General features: G+C 46.2%; 13 protein-coding genes and 2 pseudogenes. 6 read left to right on the forward strand and 9 right to left on the reverse strand.

The annotated features are described in order from the left end of the window. Positions 1 to 464: 464 nt before the first annotated feature. The 3 genes and pseudogenes from RH949_RS12830 to RH949_RS12840 all read left to right on the forward strand — a co-directional run bounded on the left by RH949_RS12830 (position 465) and on the right by RH949_RS12840 (position 4,133). Positions 465 to 2,969, forward strand: coding sequence for a biotin/lipoyl-binding protein (locus RH949_RS12830; protein WP_446353573.1), 2,505 nt, complete (start codon positions 465 to 467; stop codon positions 2,967 to 2,969). 37 nt (positions 2,970 to 3,006) lie between these two features. Beyond that, a pseudogene (locus RH949_RS12835) lies at positions 3,007 to 3,426 on the forward strand (efflux RND transporter periplasmic adaptor subunit); the annotation flags it as partial. A gap of 104 nt (positions 3,427 to 3,530) precedes the next feature. Then, positions 3,531 to 4,133, forward strand: coding sequence for a hypothetical protein (locus RH949_RS12840; RefSeq protein WP_446353575.1), 603 nt, complete (start codon positions 3,531 to 3,533; stop codon positions 4,131 to 4,133). A 299-nt stretch (positions 4,134 to 4,432) separates the two neighbouring features. On the opposite strand, the gene RH949_RS12845 is transcribed toward RH949_RS12840, so the two are convergent. Both RH949_RS12845 and RH949_RS12850 read right to left on the reverse strand, forming a co-directional pair. Then, complete coding sequence (locus RH949_RS12845; RefSeq protein ID WP_446353577.1) at positions 4,433 to 5,770, reverse strand: TRAP transporter large permease; 1,338 nt, start codon at positions 5,768 to 5,770, stop codon at positions 4,433 to 4,435. After that, the gene (locus RH949_RS12850) at positions 5,754 to 6,308 is read right to left on the reverse strand and encodes a TRAP transporter small permease subunit (RefSeq protein ID WP_446353579.1); all 555 of its coding nucleotides are present in this window, start codon (positions 6,306 to 6,308) and stop codon (positions 5,754 to 5,756) included. The genes RH949_RS12845 and RH949_RS12850 overlap by 17 nt, the downstream gene beginning before the upstream one ends. A 254-nt stretch (positions 6,309 to 6,562) precedes the next feature. Between RH949_RS12850 and RH949_RS12855 the strand changes: the two genes are divergently transcribed. Further along, on the forward strand, positions 6,563 to 7,411 hold the full coding sequence (locus RH949_RS12855) for an ABC transporter permease (RefSeq protein ID WP_446353581.1): 849 nt from the start codon (positions 6,563 to 6,565) through the stop codon (positions 7,409 to 7,411). Positions 7,412 to 7,806: 395 nt separating this feature from the next. On the opposite strand, the pseudogene RH949_RS12860 reads toward RH949_RS12855, so the two are convergent. The 3 genes and pseudogenes from RH949_RS12860 to RH949_RS12870 all read right to left on the reverse strand — a co-directional run. After that, positions 7,807 to 7,947, reverse strand: a pseudogene (locus RH949_RS12860) (DUF3368 domain-containing protein); the annotation flags it as partial. Beyond that, entirely contained in the window at positions 7,944 to 8,189 is a 246-nt protein-coding gene (locus RH949_RS12865; RefSeq protein ID WP_446353598.1) for a UPF0175 family protein, read from the reverse strand. The pseudogene RH949_RS12860 and the gene RH949_RS12865, both read right to left, overlap by 4 nt. Positions 8,190 to 8,525: 336 nt before the next feature. Continuing rightward, complete coding sequence (locus tag RH949_RS12870) at positions 8,526 to 13,967, reverse strand: Ig-like domain-containing protein (RefSeq protein ID WP_446353583.1); 5,442 nt, start codon at positions 13,965 to 13,967, stop codon at positions 8,526 to 8,528. 1,460 nt (positions 13,968 to 15,427) lie between these two features. Here RH949_RS12870 and RH949_RS12875 point away from each other — a divergent pair. Continuing rightward, the gene (locus RH949_RS12875) at positions 15,428 to 15,709 is read left to right on the forward strand and encodes a YiaA/YiaB family inner membrane protein (protein WP_006102895.1); all 282 of its coding nucleotides are present in this window, start codon (positions 15,428 to 15,430) and stop codon (positions 15,707 to 15,709) included. Positions 15,710 to 16,045: 336 nt separating this feature from the next. On the opposite strand, the gene RH949_RS12880 is transcribed toward RH949_RS12875, so the two are convergent. From RH949_RS12880 to RH949_RS12890, 3 genes are read right to left on the reverse strand one after another with little or no spacing between them, the layout of a single operon-like run. Then, a complete protein-coding gene (locus RH949_RS12880) occupies positions 16,046 to 16,501 on the reverse strand; it encodes a ferredoxin (RefSeq protein WP_006102958.1) in 456 nt (151 codons plus the stop codon). After that, positions 16,501 to 16,887 (reverse strand): DUF1257 domain-containing protein, encoded by a 387-nt coding sequence (locus RH949_RS12885; RefSeq protein ID WP_446353586.1) that lies wholly within the window; start codon positions 16,885 to 16,887, stop codon positions 16,501 to 16,503. The genes RH949_RS12880 and RH949_RS12885 overlap by 1 nt, the downstream gene beginning before the upstream one ends. A gap of 33 nt (positions 16,888 to 16,920) precedes the next feature. Next, positions 16,921 to 17,130, reverse strand: a complete 210-nt coding sequence (locus RH949_RS12890) for a DUF2997 domain-containing protein (RefSeq protein WP_006102996.1) — start codon at positions 17,128 to 17,130, stop codon at positions 16,921 to 16,923. A gap of 331 nt (positions 17,131 to 17,461) precedes the next feature. Between RH949_RS12890 and bioU the strand changes: the two genes are divergently transcribed. Then, positions 17,462 to 18,478, forward strand: a complete 1,017-nt coding sequence (bioU, locus tag RH949_RS12895) for a (S)-8-amino-7-oxononanoate synthase BioU (protein WP_446353600.1) — start codon at positions 17,462 to 17,464, stop codon at positions 18,476 to 18,478. 60 nt (positions 18,479 to 18,538) lie between these two features. On the opposite strand, the gene RH949_RS12900 is transcribed toward bioU, so the two are convergent. Next, positions 18,539 to 19,123 carry a hypothetical protein gene (locus tag RH949_RS12900; RefSeq protein ID WP_006103074.1) on the reverse strand — a complete coding sequence of 195 codons (585 nt, stop codon included), beginning with the start codon at positions 19,121 to 19,123 and terminating at the stop codon, positions 18,539 to 18,541. Positions 19,124 to 19,304 lie beyond the last annotated feature (181 nt).

The following is a 19,304-nucleotide window of genomic DNA, read 5'->3' on the forward strand; positions in this document are numbered from 1 at the left end:
CAGCAATTGCCAGCAGCAAACTCGGACAGAAAACCTATTAAGTTTAAGGGAAAATCAACTGAATAAAACTCTAGCTTGTTCACTATCCTATACCGAAAGAATAAACTTTGTCTGTAGTTTTTGATAAAGTTTACATAAAGCCGGTAACTTTTTCCTGATGATCAGCAATAAGTCGTAAATGTTACAGTTTTAAATTTAACCCACCCTAGGAAAGTCTTAGCACCATTGTAGAGACGCGCCATGGCGCGTCTCTACAAGAATGATGTGTCCTAACCGCTTGGCGGTTGCTATATCACATCAGCCTGTTCTCCGTGAAATTACGGAAACGGTAAACTCCCCATGTCAGCTATTTGTCGTAGAACCCCGTAAGTCTCTGCTTAAAGATTTGATAAAGGGATGAAAAAATGATTGATTTCCCTTAACAGTTCCGTTTACCCTACAAATAGGCATCTACTACAAACATCATGCAGGTTGGAAACGAACTCACAGCCAAGGAACAACCCGACTGGATATGTCCAGACATCAGTCCCCACTGGCAACTCAGCCAACAGGCGTCATCCAAACAGTATACTCTGCGATCGCGCCACGATAATCGTTATTTTCCCCTATCTCCAGCCGAGGTTTACGCCCTCAGCCATTTCACCGGAAATTTCACGGTTACTCAACTTCAACAGCAATGTCAGAAACAATATGGTTCAGCCATTTCCCCAAATTTTATCCTGGATTTATGGCAAAAACTGATTACCATTGGCATTCTCACATCCGATGAATCCATTCCACCCAACCCACCCGTTGCAGCCGACAGAGGGCAAAACATAAACAATGGCAGAGAAATTCCCAACCCCAACCATTCTCAGCCACAGCTAGATAATCAGATAGTAGACACCGACAACACAGAACAACAGCCAAATTCTCACCCCGCCAATCCCCTCAAACTTCAACTCAAATCCTGCGTTCAATGGATTCCCCACTCCGATGGCTACTGGATACTACGCAATCCCGAAGATGTCACCTTTCTCCAAGTTGATTCTCACAGTAAAGCCGCCATCGACCAACTCGGAAAACATCCCCCCGCCGATATCGCCAAACACAATAACCTCACCCTCAATCAACTCCGCTATCTGCTACAACTCCTCACCGCCACCGGGATGTTAACTGGAACCCAACCCGCCAAACCTGCCAAACGAAAATTCACCCCCCTACAACTCCTCTTTTTCAAAGTTCCCCTCTTTAATCCCGACACTTGGTTAACTCGACATATCACTAAACTGCACTGGATTTGGACTCGTTCAATTGGTCTCATCCTGTGCTTTTTTTTAGCCTTTTCACTCTTCATTGGTTTATCCCAACGTCCCGAAATTCTCCTTACCGGACAACAATTAGTCGCAAATCAGGGCATTTCTCTACTATTCCCCTTTGCCCTACTCGCCATGTTAGTTGTCACCCTACACGAACTTGGACACGCCTTTACCCTGAAACATTACAACGGCATTGTCCCCGAATTCGGGCTACTCTTCATGTTTCTAATGCCAGCCGCTTATACCAATACCACAGACTCCTATTGTCTCTCGCGATTTAAACGAATCTTAGTCGTCGGCGCAGGTATTATTTGTCAACTAATTATCGCCGCCACCGCCTTTTGGTTATGGCAATCCTCAGCCAATTGGTTAGCCACCGCCAGCTATCTCCTCATGGTAGCCGCACTCTTTACCATCGCCCTCAACCTCAATCCCCTCGCCAAATTTGACGGCTACTATCTCGCCGTCGCCCTCACCGGAATCAACAACCTCCGCACTCGTTCCTTCCAATTCTACGGAAACCTACTACGCCGACACCCCAACCGCGAACCCCGCCACAATCGCCTAATCCTCGCCACTTACGCCCCCTTCAGCCTCCTCTATATCCTCTTCGTCTTCAGTAGCATCTTCACCCTAATCACAAATTGGACATTAACCAACATCCCCTTCTGGACAATTACCCTACTCACCCTTTGGGCAATTTACTACTACTTCCCCCAAAAACCAACCGAGGTACACACAGACAAGAAAAACAAACCAAAAAATCCCTCCCCTAAACCCCTCTGCGAACCTCTGCGCTTCCCTCTGCGAACCTCTGCGTTTCAAAAAAAGCCCCAACCCCAACCCCTAACCCCCATGAACCCCTCCCAACCCCTACAACTCGCCCCCCCAACCAGCAAACCCCACCTCCCCCTAAAACAAATCGCCATCCTCCTCACCATCGCCACCAGCTTAAGCCTAATCAGCCTCATCCCCACCTCCTTTGACGTCGGCGGTTCCGTCGAACTCGAAACCCGCCAAGGCGCCAGAAGCATTGTCCGCACACCCATAGCCGGAGTCATTACAAAAATCTACGTCAAACCCGGACAAACCGTCCAACCCGGACAAATTCTGGCACAATTATCCAGTTTAGAATTAGACCGAGAAATCGCCACCATCGAACAACAACTCGTCCAAGCCCATCAAGTCTTAGACAGCGCCCAGAAACAACGCATCCGCGCCGAAGCCCAACTCGTAGAAGTCCAAGCCATAGCCGAAGCAATGATGGTAAAAACCCGTCGAGAAAGCTTACGCGCAAAAGCCCTCACTCAAGGACAACTTACCCCCGAAATTCAAGTCTTAAACACCCAACGCCAACGCCTCCAGGAACGCATCCCCGAACTCCAGGAAAAACTCCAACGCTATCACCAACTCTACGAACAAGGCGCCATTTCCCGCAACCGCCGCGATGAAGTCGAAAGTGAACTCCACAACATTGAAAGTAACTTAGTCGCCAAAACCCAAGAAATCGCCGCCGCCAAACAAAACCAAACCGACACCGCCCGTGACTTACAAACCGAAACCGCGTCTCAATTTGCCGCCATTGACGCCTCTGAAATGATTGCCCAGGCGGAATCCCAAATGGTAACTCAACAACAAGCGATCGCGACTCTAAAAAAACCGTCTATCTGAACTAAAAACCCTTAAACAAAATCTTACCCTACGTTCTCCCATTGCCGGGGTTATCCTCACCAATGATTTAGACTTGCGCCAAAATCAAGAACTCAAACCCACCGAAGACTTCCTCCTAGAAATTGCTGAACTCAGCAGCCTCACCGCCACAGTAGACATTAAGGAAGAAGACTTAGAATATGTGGAAAACCACAAACCCGTTACCTTCCGTCCCCGCCAAGCTAAACTAAGACCATACACGGCAACAGTACAACGAATTCTGCCCCAAATCCAGCATGAACCCTCCCAACCCCACCCCATCGCCCAAGTGGAAATTGTCGTGGATAATAGTGATGGTAAACTCTATCCGGGAGCGACTGGTTATGCCAAAATCTACTCAGAACGGATTCCCCTGTATCAACGTTTAGGGCGAGAACTCATGCGGTTAGTTCCCTTAGAGCGATTCCTGTGGCGATAACAATAAACTGTTCGGCATTTAAAGCTTAAGTAGGTAGGCACTGCTTAATATCAATATTTAAATGCATAACAGCTTAAAATGCTTGGCGAATTGAGGCGCTAAAAATGGCTTATAGTGACTTTACTACATTAAGTAAATTTAAGAAAGCATTTAATTTACGGATTGACGAAGAATCTGATTTATTTGTCACTGTAGAACCCCTACAGCCGAGTGAATCGCTCGCCGCTACTTTAGCGGAAACAGTTGAACTGGCTCTGGCAATTAATACAGAAAAAGCCCGATCAGAAATGATAATTACACCGATTCTATTGGAGTTGAGAAGAAGAGTCAATTATCAAATTAGTTTATTCTCAGGTTCAGATTTTAATGTTGATTTGGAAAAAGGGTTAAATGGGTATTGTGATTTTATTATCAGTCGCTTTAAAGAGCAACTGACAATTAATGCTCCGGTGGCGATTATTGTAGAAGCTAAGAATGAAAACATTAAAGGTGGATTGGGACAGTGTGCGGCAGCAATGTTAGCAGCCCAGTTATTTAATCAGCAGGAAGAAAATGATATTCAGACGATTTATGGAGCGGTAACGACAGGAGATATTTGGAAGTTTCTAAAGTTAGAGAATGCTGATATCTGTATCGACTTGAGCAATTATTACATTAAAGATATACATAAAATTTTAGGTATTTTATTTAAAAGCGTTCAGGCTTGAATAAAATTCGCCCTTCACAACCGATCAGATTGATAGGAAAAGGCGGATCAAAGATACCGATAAATCTATTTAGGGCTTGCTGCACAAAGCCGAAAACTGTAGGGGCGGGTTTAGGGACAATTGTAGGGGCGGGTTTAGGGACAATTGTAGGGGCGGGTTTAGGGAATCAATTCAGATATCCACCGATAACGGAAAAACAAAACCCGCCCTCCTCACCGATAACGTATAAACAAAACCCGCCCTCCCCACCGATACTGTACCTCATCAACCACCAAATCTGCTGTATCATCATTTGGCGATTAGCGACTCAACGAAGGAAGAAAACTAACTAACTCCGGAAACGCGATAATTAAGACAACAATTAGCGCCTGAAGCAAAATAAATGGAATTACCCCCCAGTAAATCTCCGTTGTCTTCACCTCCGGTGGGGCGACACCCCGTAAGTAAAAGAGGGCAAAGCCAAAGGGCGGTGTGAGAAAGGAGGTTTGTAGATTCGCCCCCAAAATAACCCCATACCAGACAAGATTCACGTCTAGAGATTGCGCTACAGGAGTAAATAAAGGAACGATAATAAAGGCGATTTCAAAAAAGTCAATAAAAAAGCCTAAAATAAACACCGTTACCATACTCACTGCCAGAAAGCCAATCTGACCTCCGGGTAAATTGGCGAGAATATCAAACATAAACTGATCGCCATTTAACCCGCGAAAGACTAAACTAAACGCCGTAGAACCCAGTAGGATAAAAATCACCATGCTGGTAATTCGTAGCGTAGCGTCACAGGCTTGGCGTAACGATAACCAGCTTAACTGACGATTAGCTGCAGCGAGTACCATCGCGCCTACACACCCCACCGCCCCAGCTTCGGTTGGTGTGGCAAAGCCAAAAAAGATACTGCCTAAGACTAACAGAATTAATAATAACGGTGGAACCATGGCAAACAGAACCCGGCGTCCTAATGCTTTCCCACCAATGTTGCGAACCTCAGCGGGTAAAGCAGGTGCAGCGCTGGGTTTTAACCATGCCACAATCAGTACATGTACCGCAAAAGCGGTGGTCATTAATAAACCGGGAATCAGAGATCCAATAAATAAGTCCCCGACAGAAATTCCTAATTGATCCGCTAATACAACTAACACGACACTCGGCGGGATAATCTGTCCCAATGTCCCCGATGCCGCAATTACTCCCGTTGCTAACCGTTTATCATAGCCGTAGCGCAACATAATCGGTAAAGAAATCAGTCCCATTGCCACTACGGTTGCAGCGACAACCCCAGTAGTTGCGGCTAATAGCGCCCCGACTAATACTACAGCTAAGGCAAGTCCCCCCCGCAGACGCCCGAACAAAATCCCCATAGTTTCTAACAGGCGTTCAGCAATGCCAGATTTTTCTAGCATGGAACCCAAGAAAATAAAATAAGGGATTGCCAATAGGGTATAATTTGCCATGATGCCAAAAATGCGCTGAGGCATGGCAGTGAGGAAGATGGGGTCAAAGACACCCAAACTCACACCAATAATCGCAAACGCGATCGCAACGCCTCCCAGAGAGAATGCCACAGGATAGCCTAGGGACAGAAATACCAGCGCCCCGGCAAACATCAGCGGACCTAGCCATTCATAATCCAGCGTCATGATGTTCCTCCTGGGGTGTGAGATAGCCTGTGAAAATTGCCCAGTTTTTAATCCCTTGGGAAATCCCTTGCAGAATCAAGAGGACAAAGCTGACAATAATCATGGATTTGATCGGATAGCGGGGTAATCCCCCCGGATCAGGCGACATTTCCTGAATTGCCCAGGAATTGAGAATGGTTCCCCAGGAGAAATAAATCACCATTAAACAAAAGGGAATTAAGAATAACAGCGTCCCGATTAAATCAGCCAAGGCTTTCCATTTCGGTGACCAACTTTTATGGAACACATCCACCCGCACATGTTCATCATGGCGCAGGGCGTAAGCGGCACCCAAGAGGAATACCAAGTCAAATAAATACCATTGCCCTTCAATAAAGGCATTGGAACTCAGGTTTTGACCGACGAAATAGCCAATATAGCGTCCGGCAACATTCCAGGTACCGATCGCGATCATTAATAATACTAGCCAGTAGGTTAGGCGACCAACCCATTCGTTGAAGGCATCAATGAGTCGAGAAATCTGTAATAATTGCTGCAAGGCTTATGGCTTCTCCTGAAACACCAGATGTGTATTTTACCGCCACTGTTGCCAGGACTGTAGCACTTAACCAGAAACTTTCGCCTTTTTCTGGGGGCATGAGGAGACAGTTATGAATTCCAGTTCCCTCCCCTTGATAAGGGGAGGGTTAGGGTGGGGTTCAGATATACCGTAAGGTGGGCATTGCCCACCAGCCTTAAGCAGCGTACCATTCGGTTTAGGATAGTTTGAAGTAATACGAGATATTAAAATTAATGCTCGGCGTAATTCGGAAAGTTGGTAAAATTAGACGCTGGTTGCCCATAAACGAACAGTGGTGGGTTAAATTTGACCTACTACGAACATTAGTTCGCCGGGATTTGGAAGCACGGTATAAGGGTTCGGTATTGGGGAATTTGTGGCCCCTCCTCAATCAACTCTCGCAGTTGCTGATTTATACCTACGTGTTTTCCATTGTCCTGAAGGTGAAGCTAAGTCTGAAAGGATTACCTGCGGATAACAATATTGCCTTTGGCTTATGGTTGTTTGCCGGGTTATTGCCGTGGATTGCCTTTACTGGCGGGTTAACCCAATCAGCGGGTTCGGTAGTCGGACAACCCAATTTGGTAAAAAAGGTGGTGTTTCCCTTGGCACTATTACCACTGGTTCCCGTATTATCGACATTTATTGAAAGTGCCTTAGGGTTAGCCGCGTTGATTGTGTTAGTGGCTATATCTTCAGGAACATTACATGCCACATTAGCGTTATTGCCTTTAGTGTGGTTAACCCAGTTGTTATTAACCGCCGGGTTAGGATATTTGGCAGCCGGATTAACCGTATTTTTGCGAGATATTCCCCAAACGTTAGGGGTGATTTTGAATCTTTGGTTTTATATGACGCCGATTGTCTATCCCGCTTCGGTGATTCCAGAACACTTACGGGATTGGGTATTTTGGTTGAATCCTCTAGCGGTGATTGCTCAGGTTTATCGGGATTTAGTATTACTGGGTTCAGTGGAACATGGGTTAGAATGGGCAGTCGCGTTTGGCGTTTCGGGGGTTGTGTTTGGTGTAGGGTTTTGGTGTTATCAGAAATTGCGTCCCGCGTTTGCCGATGTATTATAGAGCGTTAAATGCGGCAAGCATTGGTGTCAACTTAAGGTAGAAAAGCAATGCTGGTAAGGTTTTAAGCTGTGTCTATCTACTTCTCGGCATTTCCCCCTCATCCCCTAACCCCAACTCCGGTCCGTGGGGAGAAGGGGAATCGGATTCTCTTGCTCCCCTCTCCCCTGCCATAAAAGCGAAGCATCCTTAGTCATCCCCCCTCTTGTAGGGGGGAACGAGGGGGGTTGGGAGAGGGGCTGGGGGAGAGGGGTTGAGCTTAAGTTGACACCAATGTCCGGCAAGTCGCCCCTACAGTATTTTTGGGTAGGCAATTATTCTTGAGCAATTTGTAAAATTCGTTGGTAAAGATTATTAGTCATCCAAAAACCCGCTTCATTGGTTAAAGCATCTAAAAAAGTTCCTGGTACATTAAACCTTGTCAGTTCTGCGTAAACGGCTTGTGGAATCAGAATTGTGCCGTAGAGTTGGTAGAGTAGATCAAGCTGTGCGATCGCGGCTAAATTGGTAATCGGTGAGGTATTACTAACAATAGTCAAAGATAACCCATCTCCCGCATCATTGTCACCTCAGCATCCAATTCCGGCACATCATAATGCACAGGAATCTGACGACTTGCGAGCAGCTTTTGAAAGTGCAAACGGGGCAAATTTGCCAATCGACTGGCTTGCGCTAATGTCAAGCGTTCCTGCTGAAACAGCAGAATGGCAATTTCTTGTAACATCTCTACATCCGAGAGTTGGGCAATGTTCAGAACTTCATCGGGAATAACAACAGCCATCGGGTAAACTTTAGACTCGTTTACTCCTATTCTAAAGACAGGGGGAATGGAAACTAAACCCCTACGGTTTGGGTTGGTGTGGCAATTTTGATAGAATCGACGCGATCGCATTCTTCCTAAGCTGTTCGGCATTTAAACCTTAATGTCAAGAATGGCAAAATCCTTGTAGTGCGTTAAGCGAAGCCATGCCGCAGGCTTTGCATCTTGCTCGCTGCTAATACCCAATTTAAATGCATGACAGCTTATACCACGATAAAATCGGTTTGGCGGGTTTGGAAACCAAGGGGTTTGGGTTTGTCTGTCAATTTTGATACAATTAGCGCGATCGCATAATTCCTAAACCACGACGAAATCGGCTACACTGACTTGATTGGCTTGTACGCCGATTAACATGGCTAAGACTTCCCCACTCTGCTGCATCTGAATTAAGGTGGTACTCCCCATACCCATCAGATGAAGCTGATTAAAACTTAACCCTCCGGCTAACCCTAAGGTATCTTCCCCAGGGTTAAAGTCAAAGATAGTATCGCTTCCCTCTCCAACTCGTAAAATAAACTGATCCGCCCCATTATTCCCATAAGCTTTATCCGCGCCAGCGCCGCCATCGAGGGTATCATCGCCGTCTCCGCCAACCAGGATATCCGCGTCACCTTCTCCCAGGAGAAAATCATTTCCCGTATCACCAAATAAGCGATCGCGATCGTCTCCGCCATAGAGGATATCATTATCCTCATCACCGCGTATGATATCTTCCCCGCTATTACCGAAGAGGATATCATCACCGGAATTGCCGAATAGTTGGTCATTACCGTCGCCGCCTTCTACCGTATCATGTCCAACTCCCCCTTCAATGCGATCGCGTCCAGCTTCTCCCATGAGCATATCATCTCCGGCATCACCAAAAAGCTGATCATCATCATCGCCGCCACTGAGGAAGTCATTGGCTGTACCCCCGTGTAATTCATCATCCCCGGCTTCGCCAAATACGAGATCCTCGCCATTTCCCCCGGTGAGGGTGTCGTTATTAGGTGTACCAAATAAGGTTAAGTTGCTAACTGGATTAACGGTAATAGTGACGGTGGCGGTATCCGTATCTTGTCCATCAGTAATCGTGTAATTAAAGCTATCCTCGCCATTAAATCCAGCGGCGGGAGTATAGAGAAGATAGTCGTCTGTTGAATCATTAGGAGTACCCCGTTGATCACGAGTAATTGTCCCCCCGTTGGTGGAGAAGATATCAAAAGTATCGATATATAAGGTATCGCCATCCAGGATATCACTATCATTACTGAGGATATCAACACTAACTGGAGTATCTTCTTCAGTCGTGGCGTTATCAGCAATAGCAACAGGAGAATCATTAACGGGATTGATGATTAAATTAACCGTTGTTCCTGTGGAATAGTTAGTGCCATCGGAAGCATTCCAGACAAAACTGGTATTACCGTTATAGTTAGCATCGGGGGTAAAGGTGAGGGAATTTAAGTCAGTAATTGAGATATAGCCACTCTGTAGGGGCGCAAGGCTTGCGCCCTCAAGGCTTGCGCCCTCACCGCTTGCTTCCTCACCGCTTGCGCCCTCAAGGCTTGCGCCCTCACCGCTTGCTTCCTCACCGCTTGCGCCCTCACCGCTTGCGCCCTCACCGCTTGCGCCCTCACCAACAGGATTACCGTTCAGGGTTAATGTACCGTTTTGGGGTAAGGAAAGCAGTTTAATGGCGGTAAAGTTATCGGATTCTGGGTCACTATAGGCATTGATAAAGTCAGTATCGGTGAAGGTAATCGCACTATCTTCTTGACCTATTTTGTTAAAGGAGGTGAGTGTAGGCGCATCATTAATTCCAGTAATCGTTACGGTAACAGTAGCCGTATTCGTGCGTCCGGTGCTATCACTCACCACGTAATCAAATGTGTCAGTCGCTGTTTCTTGTGTGGTTAAATAGTTGAACGCGGTATCGGGATTGTAGGTAATTGTTCCATCTTGGTTAAGGGTGACAATTCCTTGGGTAGAATTGGTTTCTATTCGGTCAATCGTGAGACTGTCGCCATCGGGTTCTTGGTCATTGGTTAGGGGATTGAAAATTAGCGGCGTATTTTCATCCGTGGTAATGGTATCGTTTTGGGCGATGGGAGGAAAGTTACTGGTATTGAGGATAATTGAGACAGTATCGGAACCCAAATTAGCAACAGCGAGGTCAGGTTTGCTGTCATTATTGAAATCTCCGATATCAATACCTCTAGGAGTAGTTCCTACGTCCAATTGAATGGTTTCACTAAAATTGCCCAACCCATTTCCTAACAAGATTGAAACAGTATTGGCAGATACATTGGCTGTGGCGATATCTAACTTCCCATCGGCATTAAAGTCGGCAACAGTAATTTCACGGCTTCCAGTTCCTGCGGCAAAGTGAGTCGCCACACCAAAACCCCCTGACCCATTTCCTAACAAAATGGAGACATTATTGGAACCACTATTAGCAACAGCCAGGTCGAGTTGGTTATCTCCATTGAAGTCTCTGATAGCCACGGCTCCAGGATTAGTGCCTACAGTAAAGTTAGTGGCTGTACTAAAGTTACCCAATCCATTCCCCAATAGTACAGAAATGGTATTAGAACTCCAATTTGACACCACTAGGTCAGAGTGGCTATCTGAGTTAAAATCTGCCACGGCAATTCCTACGGGATTCGTCCCTACCCCAAAGTTTTGAGCCGCACTAAAGCCGCCCAACCCATTGCCTAATAGAACTGAAATATTGTTAGAACCCCTATTGGCAACGGCTAAGTCTAATTGATTGTCTGAGTTAAAGTCTCCCACAGCAACGTTGCGGGCATTCGTTCCCACAGTAAATTCACTAGCCGCGCTGAATCCACCAGCCCCATCGCCTAAGCGCACAGAAACTTTGTTAGTGCCATATCTTGTTACGGCAAAATCCGGTTGACTATCGCCATTAAAGTCTCCAACAGCAACGGAGATAGGATTATTTGCGATACCAAAGTTGTTAGCAGCACTAAAGCCACCATTACCGTTACCTAAAAGGACTGAAACATTGTTGGAAGACAGATTTGCTACAGCAATATCCAAGTTCCCATCTAAATTGAAATCCGCTATCCCCATACCTGGTCCATGAGGTTCATCTCCCACAGCAAAATTTGTGGCATCGCTAAAGGAAACGGGAATATCCGGTTCATCAATTCCGGTGACTGTTACCGTCACAACTGCTGTATCGCTTCCACCATTCTCATCATTGACGGTGTAACTAAATGTATCTGTCGCCGTTTCCCCAGCCACTAAAGACTGAAACGCTGTACCGGGATTATAGCTAACTGTACCATCTGTATTTAAGGTGACACTTCCCTGAGTTTGAGTCGTATCTATACTGCTGATACTGAGAGTATCGCTATCATCTACATCGCTATCATTCGTTAATAGATTAAGCGTAATCGCCCCATTTTCACTGGTCGTGGCACTATCGTCTACGGCAATCGGCACATCATTAACCCCTGTCACCGTTATCGTGACGTTGGCTGTATCTGTCCCGCCATTCCCATCACTGATACTGTACTCAAACGTATCCGTAACAGTTTCTCCTACAGCTAAAGATTGGAAATCCGAATCAGGCGTATAGGTAATCGTGCCATCCCCATTCTGGCTAACCGTTCCTAAGGTATTTTGCGTCTCTAAACTCTCCAGAATCAGGCTATCGTTATCGGCATCGCTATCATTACTGAGCAGATTTAATCCAATCGCCGTATCCGCCGCCGTGGTAACGCTATCATTTTGGGCAACAGGCGCATCATTAACCGGATTTACCGTAATATTAACCGTGTCTCCAGCCGCAAAGATTGTACCATCAGACGCATTCCAACCGAAGCTAGTTGTGCCATTAAAATTAGGATTGGGCGTAAAGCTGAGACTATTGACATCCGCAATAGTAACCGTTTGTCCAGCCGTAACCGCTATGCCATTTAAGGTTAAGATACCCGCATCAGGAAGAGACAGGATTTTGATTTGACTAGGATTATCACTTTCTACGTCACTAAAAGCGTTACTAAAATCAGTTTGACTAAAAGAAATTGGCGTATCTTCGTTACCCAGTTTATTAATAGTGCTGAGAATCGGCGCATCATTCACCCCAGTAATCGTTACGGTGACTGTGGCGGTATGAGTGCCTTGATTTCCATCCGTAATCGTGTAGGTAAAGGTATCTGTTGCTGTTTCCCCAGCGCCTAAGTCTTGAAACGCTGCATTCGGATTGTATGTTATTGTTCCATCAGCGTTGATGGTGACGCTACCAAGAGTCGTATGGGTATCAACGCCAGAAACTATTACGGTATCGTTTTCGATATCACTGTCGTTATCGAGAATGGCAATAGTCGTGGCTGTATCTTCATCGATAGTGGCGGTATCGTTGTTAGCGATGGGATTATCGTTAATGCCGTTAACCGTTACAGAAACTATTGCGGTAGCGGTATGGTTATTGCCATCGTCCAGGGTATAGGTAAATTGGTCAGTGATACTTTCACCCACACTCAGGGATTGAAACGCCGTGGCGGGAGTGTAGGTAACGGTGTTATCTGGATTAATTTGGACGGTGCCTTGAGTATTGGCGGTATCGACAGCGCTAATTGTGAGAGTGTCGTTGGTGTCTAAATCGCTGTCATTTGCCAATAGATTCAGGGAAATAGCCGTATCTTCATCAGTCGTGAAGTTATCGTTATTCGCGACAGGCGGGAAATTAGTGGTATTGAGGCGTAAGGAAATGTTATCGGAGTTATAGTTAGCTACGACAAAATCGGGTTTACCATCTTCGTTAAAATCTCCCACAGCGATGCCATAAGGATTATCTCCTACCCCGAAGTGGGTAGCATTACTGAAGTTACCACTACCATTGCCTAATAGTATTGAAACGTTGTCAGAGGTGTGATTGGGTACAGCGATATCCGGATTTCCATCACCATTGAAGTCAGCAGCGCTAATTTTCCAAGAAGGATTAGTCCCTACCGCAAAGTTGGTGGCAGCACCAAACTCGCCTAACCCATTTCCCAATAGCACCGAGACGTTGTTAGAACCGTGGTTGGCTACCGCTAGGTCAAGTTTGCCATCCTGGTTAAAATCTTCTACTGCTAGACCATGAGGATTCGTTCCTGTAGCAAACTTGGTCGGACTGCTTAAACCACCTGTTCCATTGCCAAGTAAAACAGCAACTTTGTTCTCGTGCCAAAGTCTGACCGCGACATCCTGGTTTCCATCAGCATTAAAATCGGCAGCGATAATCGTTGTGAGATTCGTTCCCCCTGCGGCAAAATTGGTGGCACTGCTAAAGCCACCTGACCCATTCCCCAACAATATAGAGACGTTGTGAGAGTCTTGGTTTGCTACCGCTAAGTCAGGTTTACCATCCCCATTGAAGTCAGCTACAGCAATTTGATAGGGTTTAGTCCCCACGGCAAAGTTCGTCGCCACACTAAACCCCCCAGTCCCATTCCCCAACAGTACCGAGACGTTGTTCGAGTTGTGGTTAGTCACTGCCAAGTCCAAGTTGCCATCGGCGTTAAAGTCCGCTACAGCGACATCGAAAGGTTGAGTTCCTACGTTCAATGACAGGGCGACTCCAAAGTTTCCAGTACCATCGCCTAAGAGAATGGCAACATTGTTGGCAAGACGGTTAACAACAGCTAAGTCCAGATGTCCATCGCCGTTATAGTCTCCGATACCAACGGCACTTGAACCATCCCCGGTGGAGAATTTTTTGTCATCTGAAAAACTAAGTGTGGTCATTTTAAAGGATTTTATTATTTATATAGAAATAATGATAAATCCTTGAAGGTTGGGTGGGATTAGAACACACAATATTTATTTTCGATGGAATCCATTGTCAGGATTATTGGGATTGTTATAATTATCACCGTTGTAGGGGCGAGTCGCTGCATCAATGTTCGGTGTGAGAATTAACCTATATCGACTCGCCCTTGTCTCAATTCGGTGTCACATCGATATCGGGCGGAGGGCGACCCGATACCATTAAAGGTTAGGTGGTGTTAATTTAATCCGGCGGGTCGCCCCTACCATTGTTTTTATGGACAAGGTGTTGGATAATTCCCGATACCTGACGGAGGGCGACCCGATACCATTAAGGGTTAGGTGGTGTTAATTTAATCCGGCGGGTCGCCCCTACCATTGTTTTTATGGACAAGGTGTCGCATTCCTGATACCTGACGGAGGGCGACCCGATACCATTAAGGGTTAGGTGGTGTTAATTTAATCCGGCGGGTCGCCCCTACCATTGTTTTTATGGACAAGGTGTTGCATTCCTGATACCTGACGGAGGGCGACCCGATACCATTAAAGGTTGGGTGATGTTAATTGAATGCGGCGGGTCGCCCCTACCAGGGTTTCAATGTATCTGATTCCTGATTCTTCCCTATATCTTATACCGGACAACCCAATAAAATAAGGGTTGGGTGGTGTTAATTGAATGCGGCGGGTCGCCCCTACCAGGGTTTCAATGTATCTGATTCCTGATTATTCCCCATATCTTATACCGGGCAACCCCATAAAATAAGGGTTTGGTGATGTTAATTGAATCCGGCGGGTCGCCCCTACCAGGGTTTCAAGGTATCTGATTCCTGATTATTCCCCATATCTTATACCGGGCAACCCAATAAAATAAGGGTTAGGTAATGTTAATTAAATCTGGCGGGTTACGAGAACACCAAAGGTTTAGGGTTTAGCCTCGTGATTGTCAGGATTATTGGGATTATCATGGCTGTAGGGGCGAGTCGCTGCATCAATTTTCGGTGTAAGAATTAACCTGTATCGACTCGCCCTTGTCTAAATGTTGTGTCAGATTATTCCCCATACCTGACGGAGGGCGACCCGATTACATTAAAGGTTGGATGGTGTTAATTAAATGCGGCGGGTCGCCCCTACCATTGTTTTTATGGATGCGATGTCCGATTATTCCCCATACCCGGCGGAGGGCGACCCGATTACATTCAGGGTTGGATGGTGTTAATTGAATGCGGCGGGTCGCCCCTACCAGGGACAAATGGCGAACAATTAAACAATTTCTCAACTGGCACAACAATAGACGAATCGTCGATACGATTTTCCGAGTCTTTGGGTCATACAATTCCTGTGCAACTCCAAAAACTGTCCCGTTGCCCATAAGTTATCAGAAAAGTAATTCCTATCCTTGAGTAAATTGAATTAACCAACGTTTGATGAAGAAAGGGACTATGGAATCACCATTTAACAACCAAATCCACAGTAATGCTTGGGTATTTCAAGCCTGGGCTTCTTTTATTATTTCTGTCTCAGCTATGAGTATCGGGATTTTATATCTACCCGTCGATAGCTGGACAAAAGGCTTTATGGGAATGGGGTTAGTCTTCTCCGTTGGCTCAACCATAAGCCTCTCCAAAACCACCCGCGATATTCATGAGTCGAAACGCATTATCTCTAGAGTCGATGAAGCGAGAATCGAAAAACTGCTCAACGAAAATCATCCGCTTCAATAAGGGGGAGGTGTAGATTATTTCCAGTTCCCAATTAACCCGTACCGTAGGGGCGCACCGACGTGCGCCCTGCAAGGTGTGCGCCTTGTGAACTATGTATTACTTATATAAGCACAGGCACTACCTGTAGGGACACGGCAATGCCGTGTCCCTACCATAAATGGCGTTTGTGTGTAAATCCTGTTATATACACTGGGCTAACGATAGGCTAAAATTATTGCCGATGGACGCACGCTGTTGCCGATGGGCGCACGCCGTGCGCCCCTACAAACATAATAAAAAACCTCAATGGCAATAACCATCGAGGATTTATAGACCAAAGACGTAATAACAAACCGCCTATTGTTTTGGGCGTGTTTTTGACTTATACTGTTTAAGGGCTTTCTTGCGACGCATTTTGGTCGCCACGACAGCCGACTCAATCGGAAATCCAGCCACGGGAATAACCTGAAACTGTCGCTCGTCTTCTAGTTGCTTGAGTTCGGTGTAGTCTACCCAGTTGATGCAATTAACGGGACAGGTATCAATTGCTTCTTGGATTAAATCTTCTGGGTCACCATCTTGGCGAAAGGCACGCGCTCGCCCATGATCTGGCTCGATGTAAAATGTATTGTGAGCTGTATGGGCACAATGCTTACAGCCAATACAGGTGATTTCATCGACGTAAACACCTTTCTGCCGCAGCTCACCACCGAGTTCGGGTTCTAAACCTGAACGCTCTGGTGCATCTCGGAAGACGCCGCCGAGTTCGGGTTCTAACCCTGAACGCTCTGGTGTAGGGGAGAAATCAGACATTACGCACTCCAGCGTTGGACAACTAAACGGATTGAACCGTCTTGATTATTTTCGTGTTGGGCAACTTGAAACCCTTGCTTGGCAGTTTCATTCATTACCGTATGAAACGCATACCGCTGGGTGATGCGGTTGAGGAAACCCTCTACGGATAACGGCTGTTGCCAGTATTGGAGGTCAGCAACTAGCTCGTATTCTTTACCATTCCAAGCAAAACCAACATCGTAGTTATTCTCTTGTTCGATAACCACTTCGGCGGTTCTGGTTTGACCTTGATACCCACGCACTTGACTAGGACCTGTTTTCCAATCGACACCCAGGTCTGTTAACGCCGATTGTAAAGAGGTCAGGTTGCGGATTTGAGTTTTTATGTTGCTGAAATGAGACATTTTGGTTAAAGAAAGCTAATTGAACAAAAAAACTTACCAAGAGCTATAGGTCGCTTGAGCGGTTGCTGTTGCCGACTGCTGAGTCGGTTGGGTAAAGTATTCCGATGTTTGCTCCATCGAGACGACTTGCCCTAACTGAGCTTCAATGGCAGCAGTCACCTCCGCACAAGAGGCGCCAACGATACCCGTGACTTTCTCTTGCACTCGACCATCTGGATAAATGACAAATTCTAAGGTTTCCATCAGTTTGTTAACGGTTGGGTCAGTCCTCCAGTTCTGGGCTGTAACACCAATTAAGCGACAGCCTCTGAGTGTACACAACCAGCTATCTCGCCAGTTGAGCAGTCTCTCGTTATTATTCGCATCATAGCGAATTAAACCTTAACAGAAATTAATACTTGATTAGTATCTTACACTAATCTTTTGTTAAGTTTCGCGTATCTTGCTCTCCCAGTCAAGCGGCAGGATTGCCCAAATCGCGTTCTTAACAAAAATATACATGGGGATGAGGCACAGGGAAGATGGGGGAGATAATGGAAGTTTGTTTGATTTAAGGTTTACCGCTATGAGTGAGATGCATAAGACGAATTCGATGAATTCTACGGAAAACAAACCTGTTCGAGTCGGTATTTTAGGCTTTGGCGGATTAGGACAAGCGGCGGCTAGAGTGCTGGCTGGTAAACGGGATATGAATTGGGTCGCGGCTGCTGATAAACAAGGCTGGGCTTATGATGCTATTGGGTTAGATCCCGATCGCGCGATCGCAACGTATCATAATCAAGGGTCACTGGGGTATCTCGAACCCGCAGGCACTCTCAGCAATAACACGATTGCTGATTTAATCGAAAATGCGGCAGTGGATGGCTATTTCCTTGCCCTACCTAATTTGCCGAATACGTTTATGGCATCAGTCGCCCGCCAGTTTATCCAATCAGGGTGGCGGGGGGTACTGGTAGACGCCCTGAAGCGCACCAGTGCGGTGGAACAGTTACTCGCGATGAAAGATGAACTCCAAGCCGCCGGAATCACCTACATGGCGGGATGTGGTGCCACACCAGGACTCTTAACCGCTGCGGCAGCGATCGCGGCTCAAAGCTATGCTGAAATACACAGCGTTAAAATTACCTTTGGTGTCGGTATTGCCAATTGGGAAGCCTATCGCGCCACGATTCGAGAAGATATTGCCCACCTTCCCGGCTACGATGTAGAACAGGCACGTCAGATGAGTGATGCGGATGTAGAAGCGCTTCTGGATCAAACCAATGGTATTCTCACCTTAGAGAATATGGAACACGCTGATGATATCATGTTGGAATTAGCTGGGATATGCTCTCGCGATCGCGTCACTGTCGGGGGCGTTGTTGATACCCGTAATCCCAAAAAACCCTTAAGTACAAATGTTCAGGTAACCGGACGCACCTTTGAAGGCAAAACCTCAACCCACACCTTTACTCTTGGTGATGAAACCAGTATGGCGGCTAATGTCTGTGGTCCAGCCTTTGGCTATCTCAAAGCAGGGATATCATTACATCAACGAGGTCTTTACGGTTTATTTACAGCGGCTGAAGTGATGCCCCACTTTGTTCGATAGTCTATGGTGATTGGGGATTGGGGAAGACCGAATGTAGAGACGTAGCATGCTACGTCTCTACTAAGCAGGTGGACGTTCAGTAGAGAAGCTTTCTGATTTTTCCTCTTCCGTCACATAATCTGGACTTTGCATAACAAACGGTAAACAAGCACCCGATAACCCCTGTTGAATCCGTTGAGGTGTGTCTGGGAAAATCACAAATAAGGGATAAATCCGGTCAACGCCTTCACTGAGAACATGTTGATGGCGGGGGGGCATTAACCATTCATAATCTTTGTCTAGCAACACTTGCGTCTGACGCCAGCGACCCAATAAATGAGAAAAATCCTCATGGGGGCGATGAATGAAAATGATAATTTCCACCCCCATTTTTATTTTCCATTCTGGGTCACACATTAACATGGCAACATCGCAAGGTAAGCCAACCGTTCCATTCAAGCTGTTTAGATTAGAATGTCCTGTTGAGGATTGGAGATGGCGCAGGCGCACAATAGGTAAAGGAATCGTGATCACACTTTCTGAGGGGCGGCGCATACTCGGAATCATTTCCAAGTAAGGTCGATGCTGCTTCAGAAGCGCCAACGCCCCCTCATGGTGGCTATATTCGGCTAAACTTGTTTCGTAATTAGATGGCTTAACTGGCATTTTTAAATAAGTAGCGATTTACTAACGTCTTATGGACTAGTTTAAATACTATTCACGAACCATAGTGGAAAATCAGTAGAGGTTGCTCAGGTTGTTAGTACCGTTCCCTAGGAATGCACGCCTTCAAAATGCTTTCCTTATCAGCGTTTCAGTAATGCGTGAAGGATAAGTTTTTTTCCGT

Origin of the sequence: Coleofasciculus sp. A1-SPW-01, from assembly GCF_040217205.1 — a bacterium.
In the GTDB taxonomy this organism is placed as follows: Bacteria; Cyanobacteriota; Cyanobacteriia; order Cyanobacteriales; family Coleofasciculaceae; genus Coleofasciculus; species Coleofasciculus chthonoplastes_A.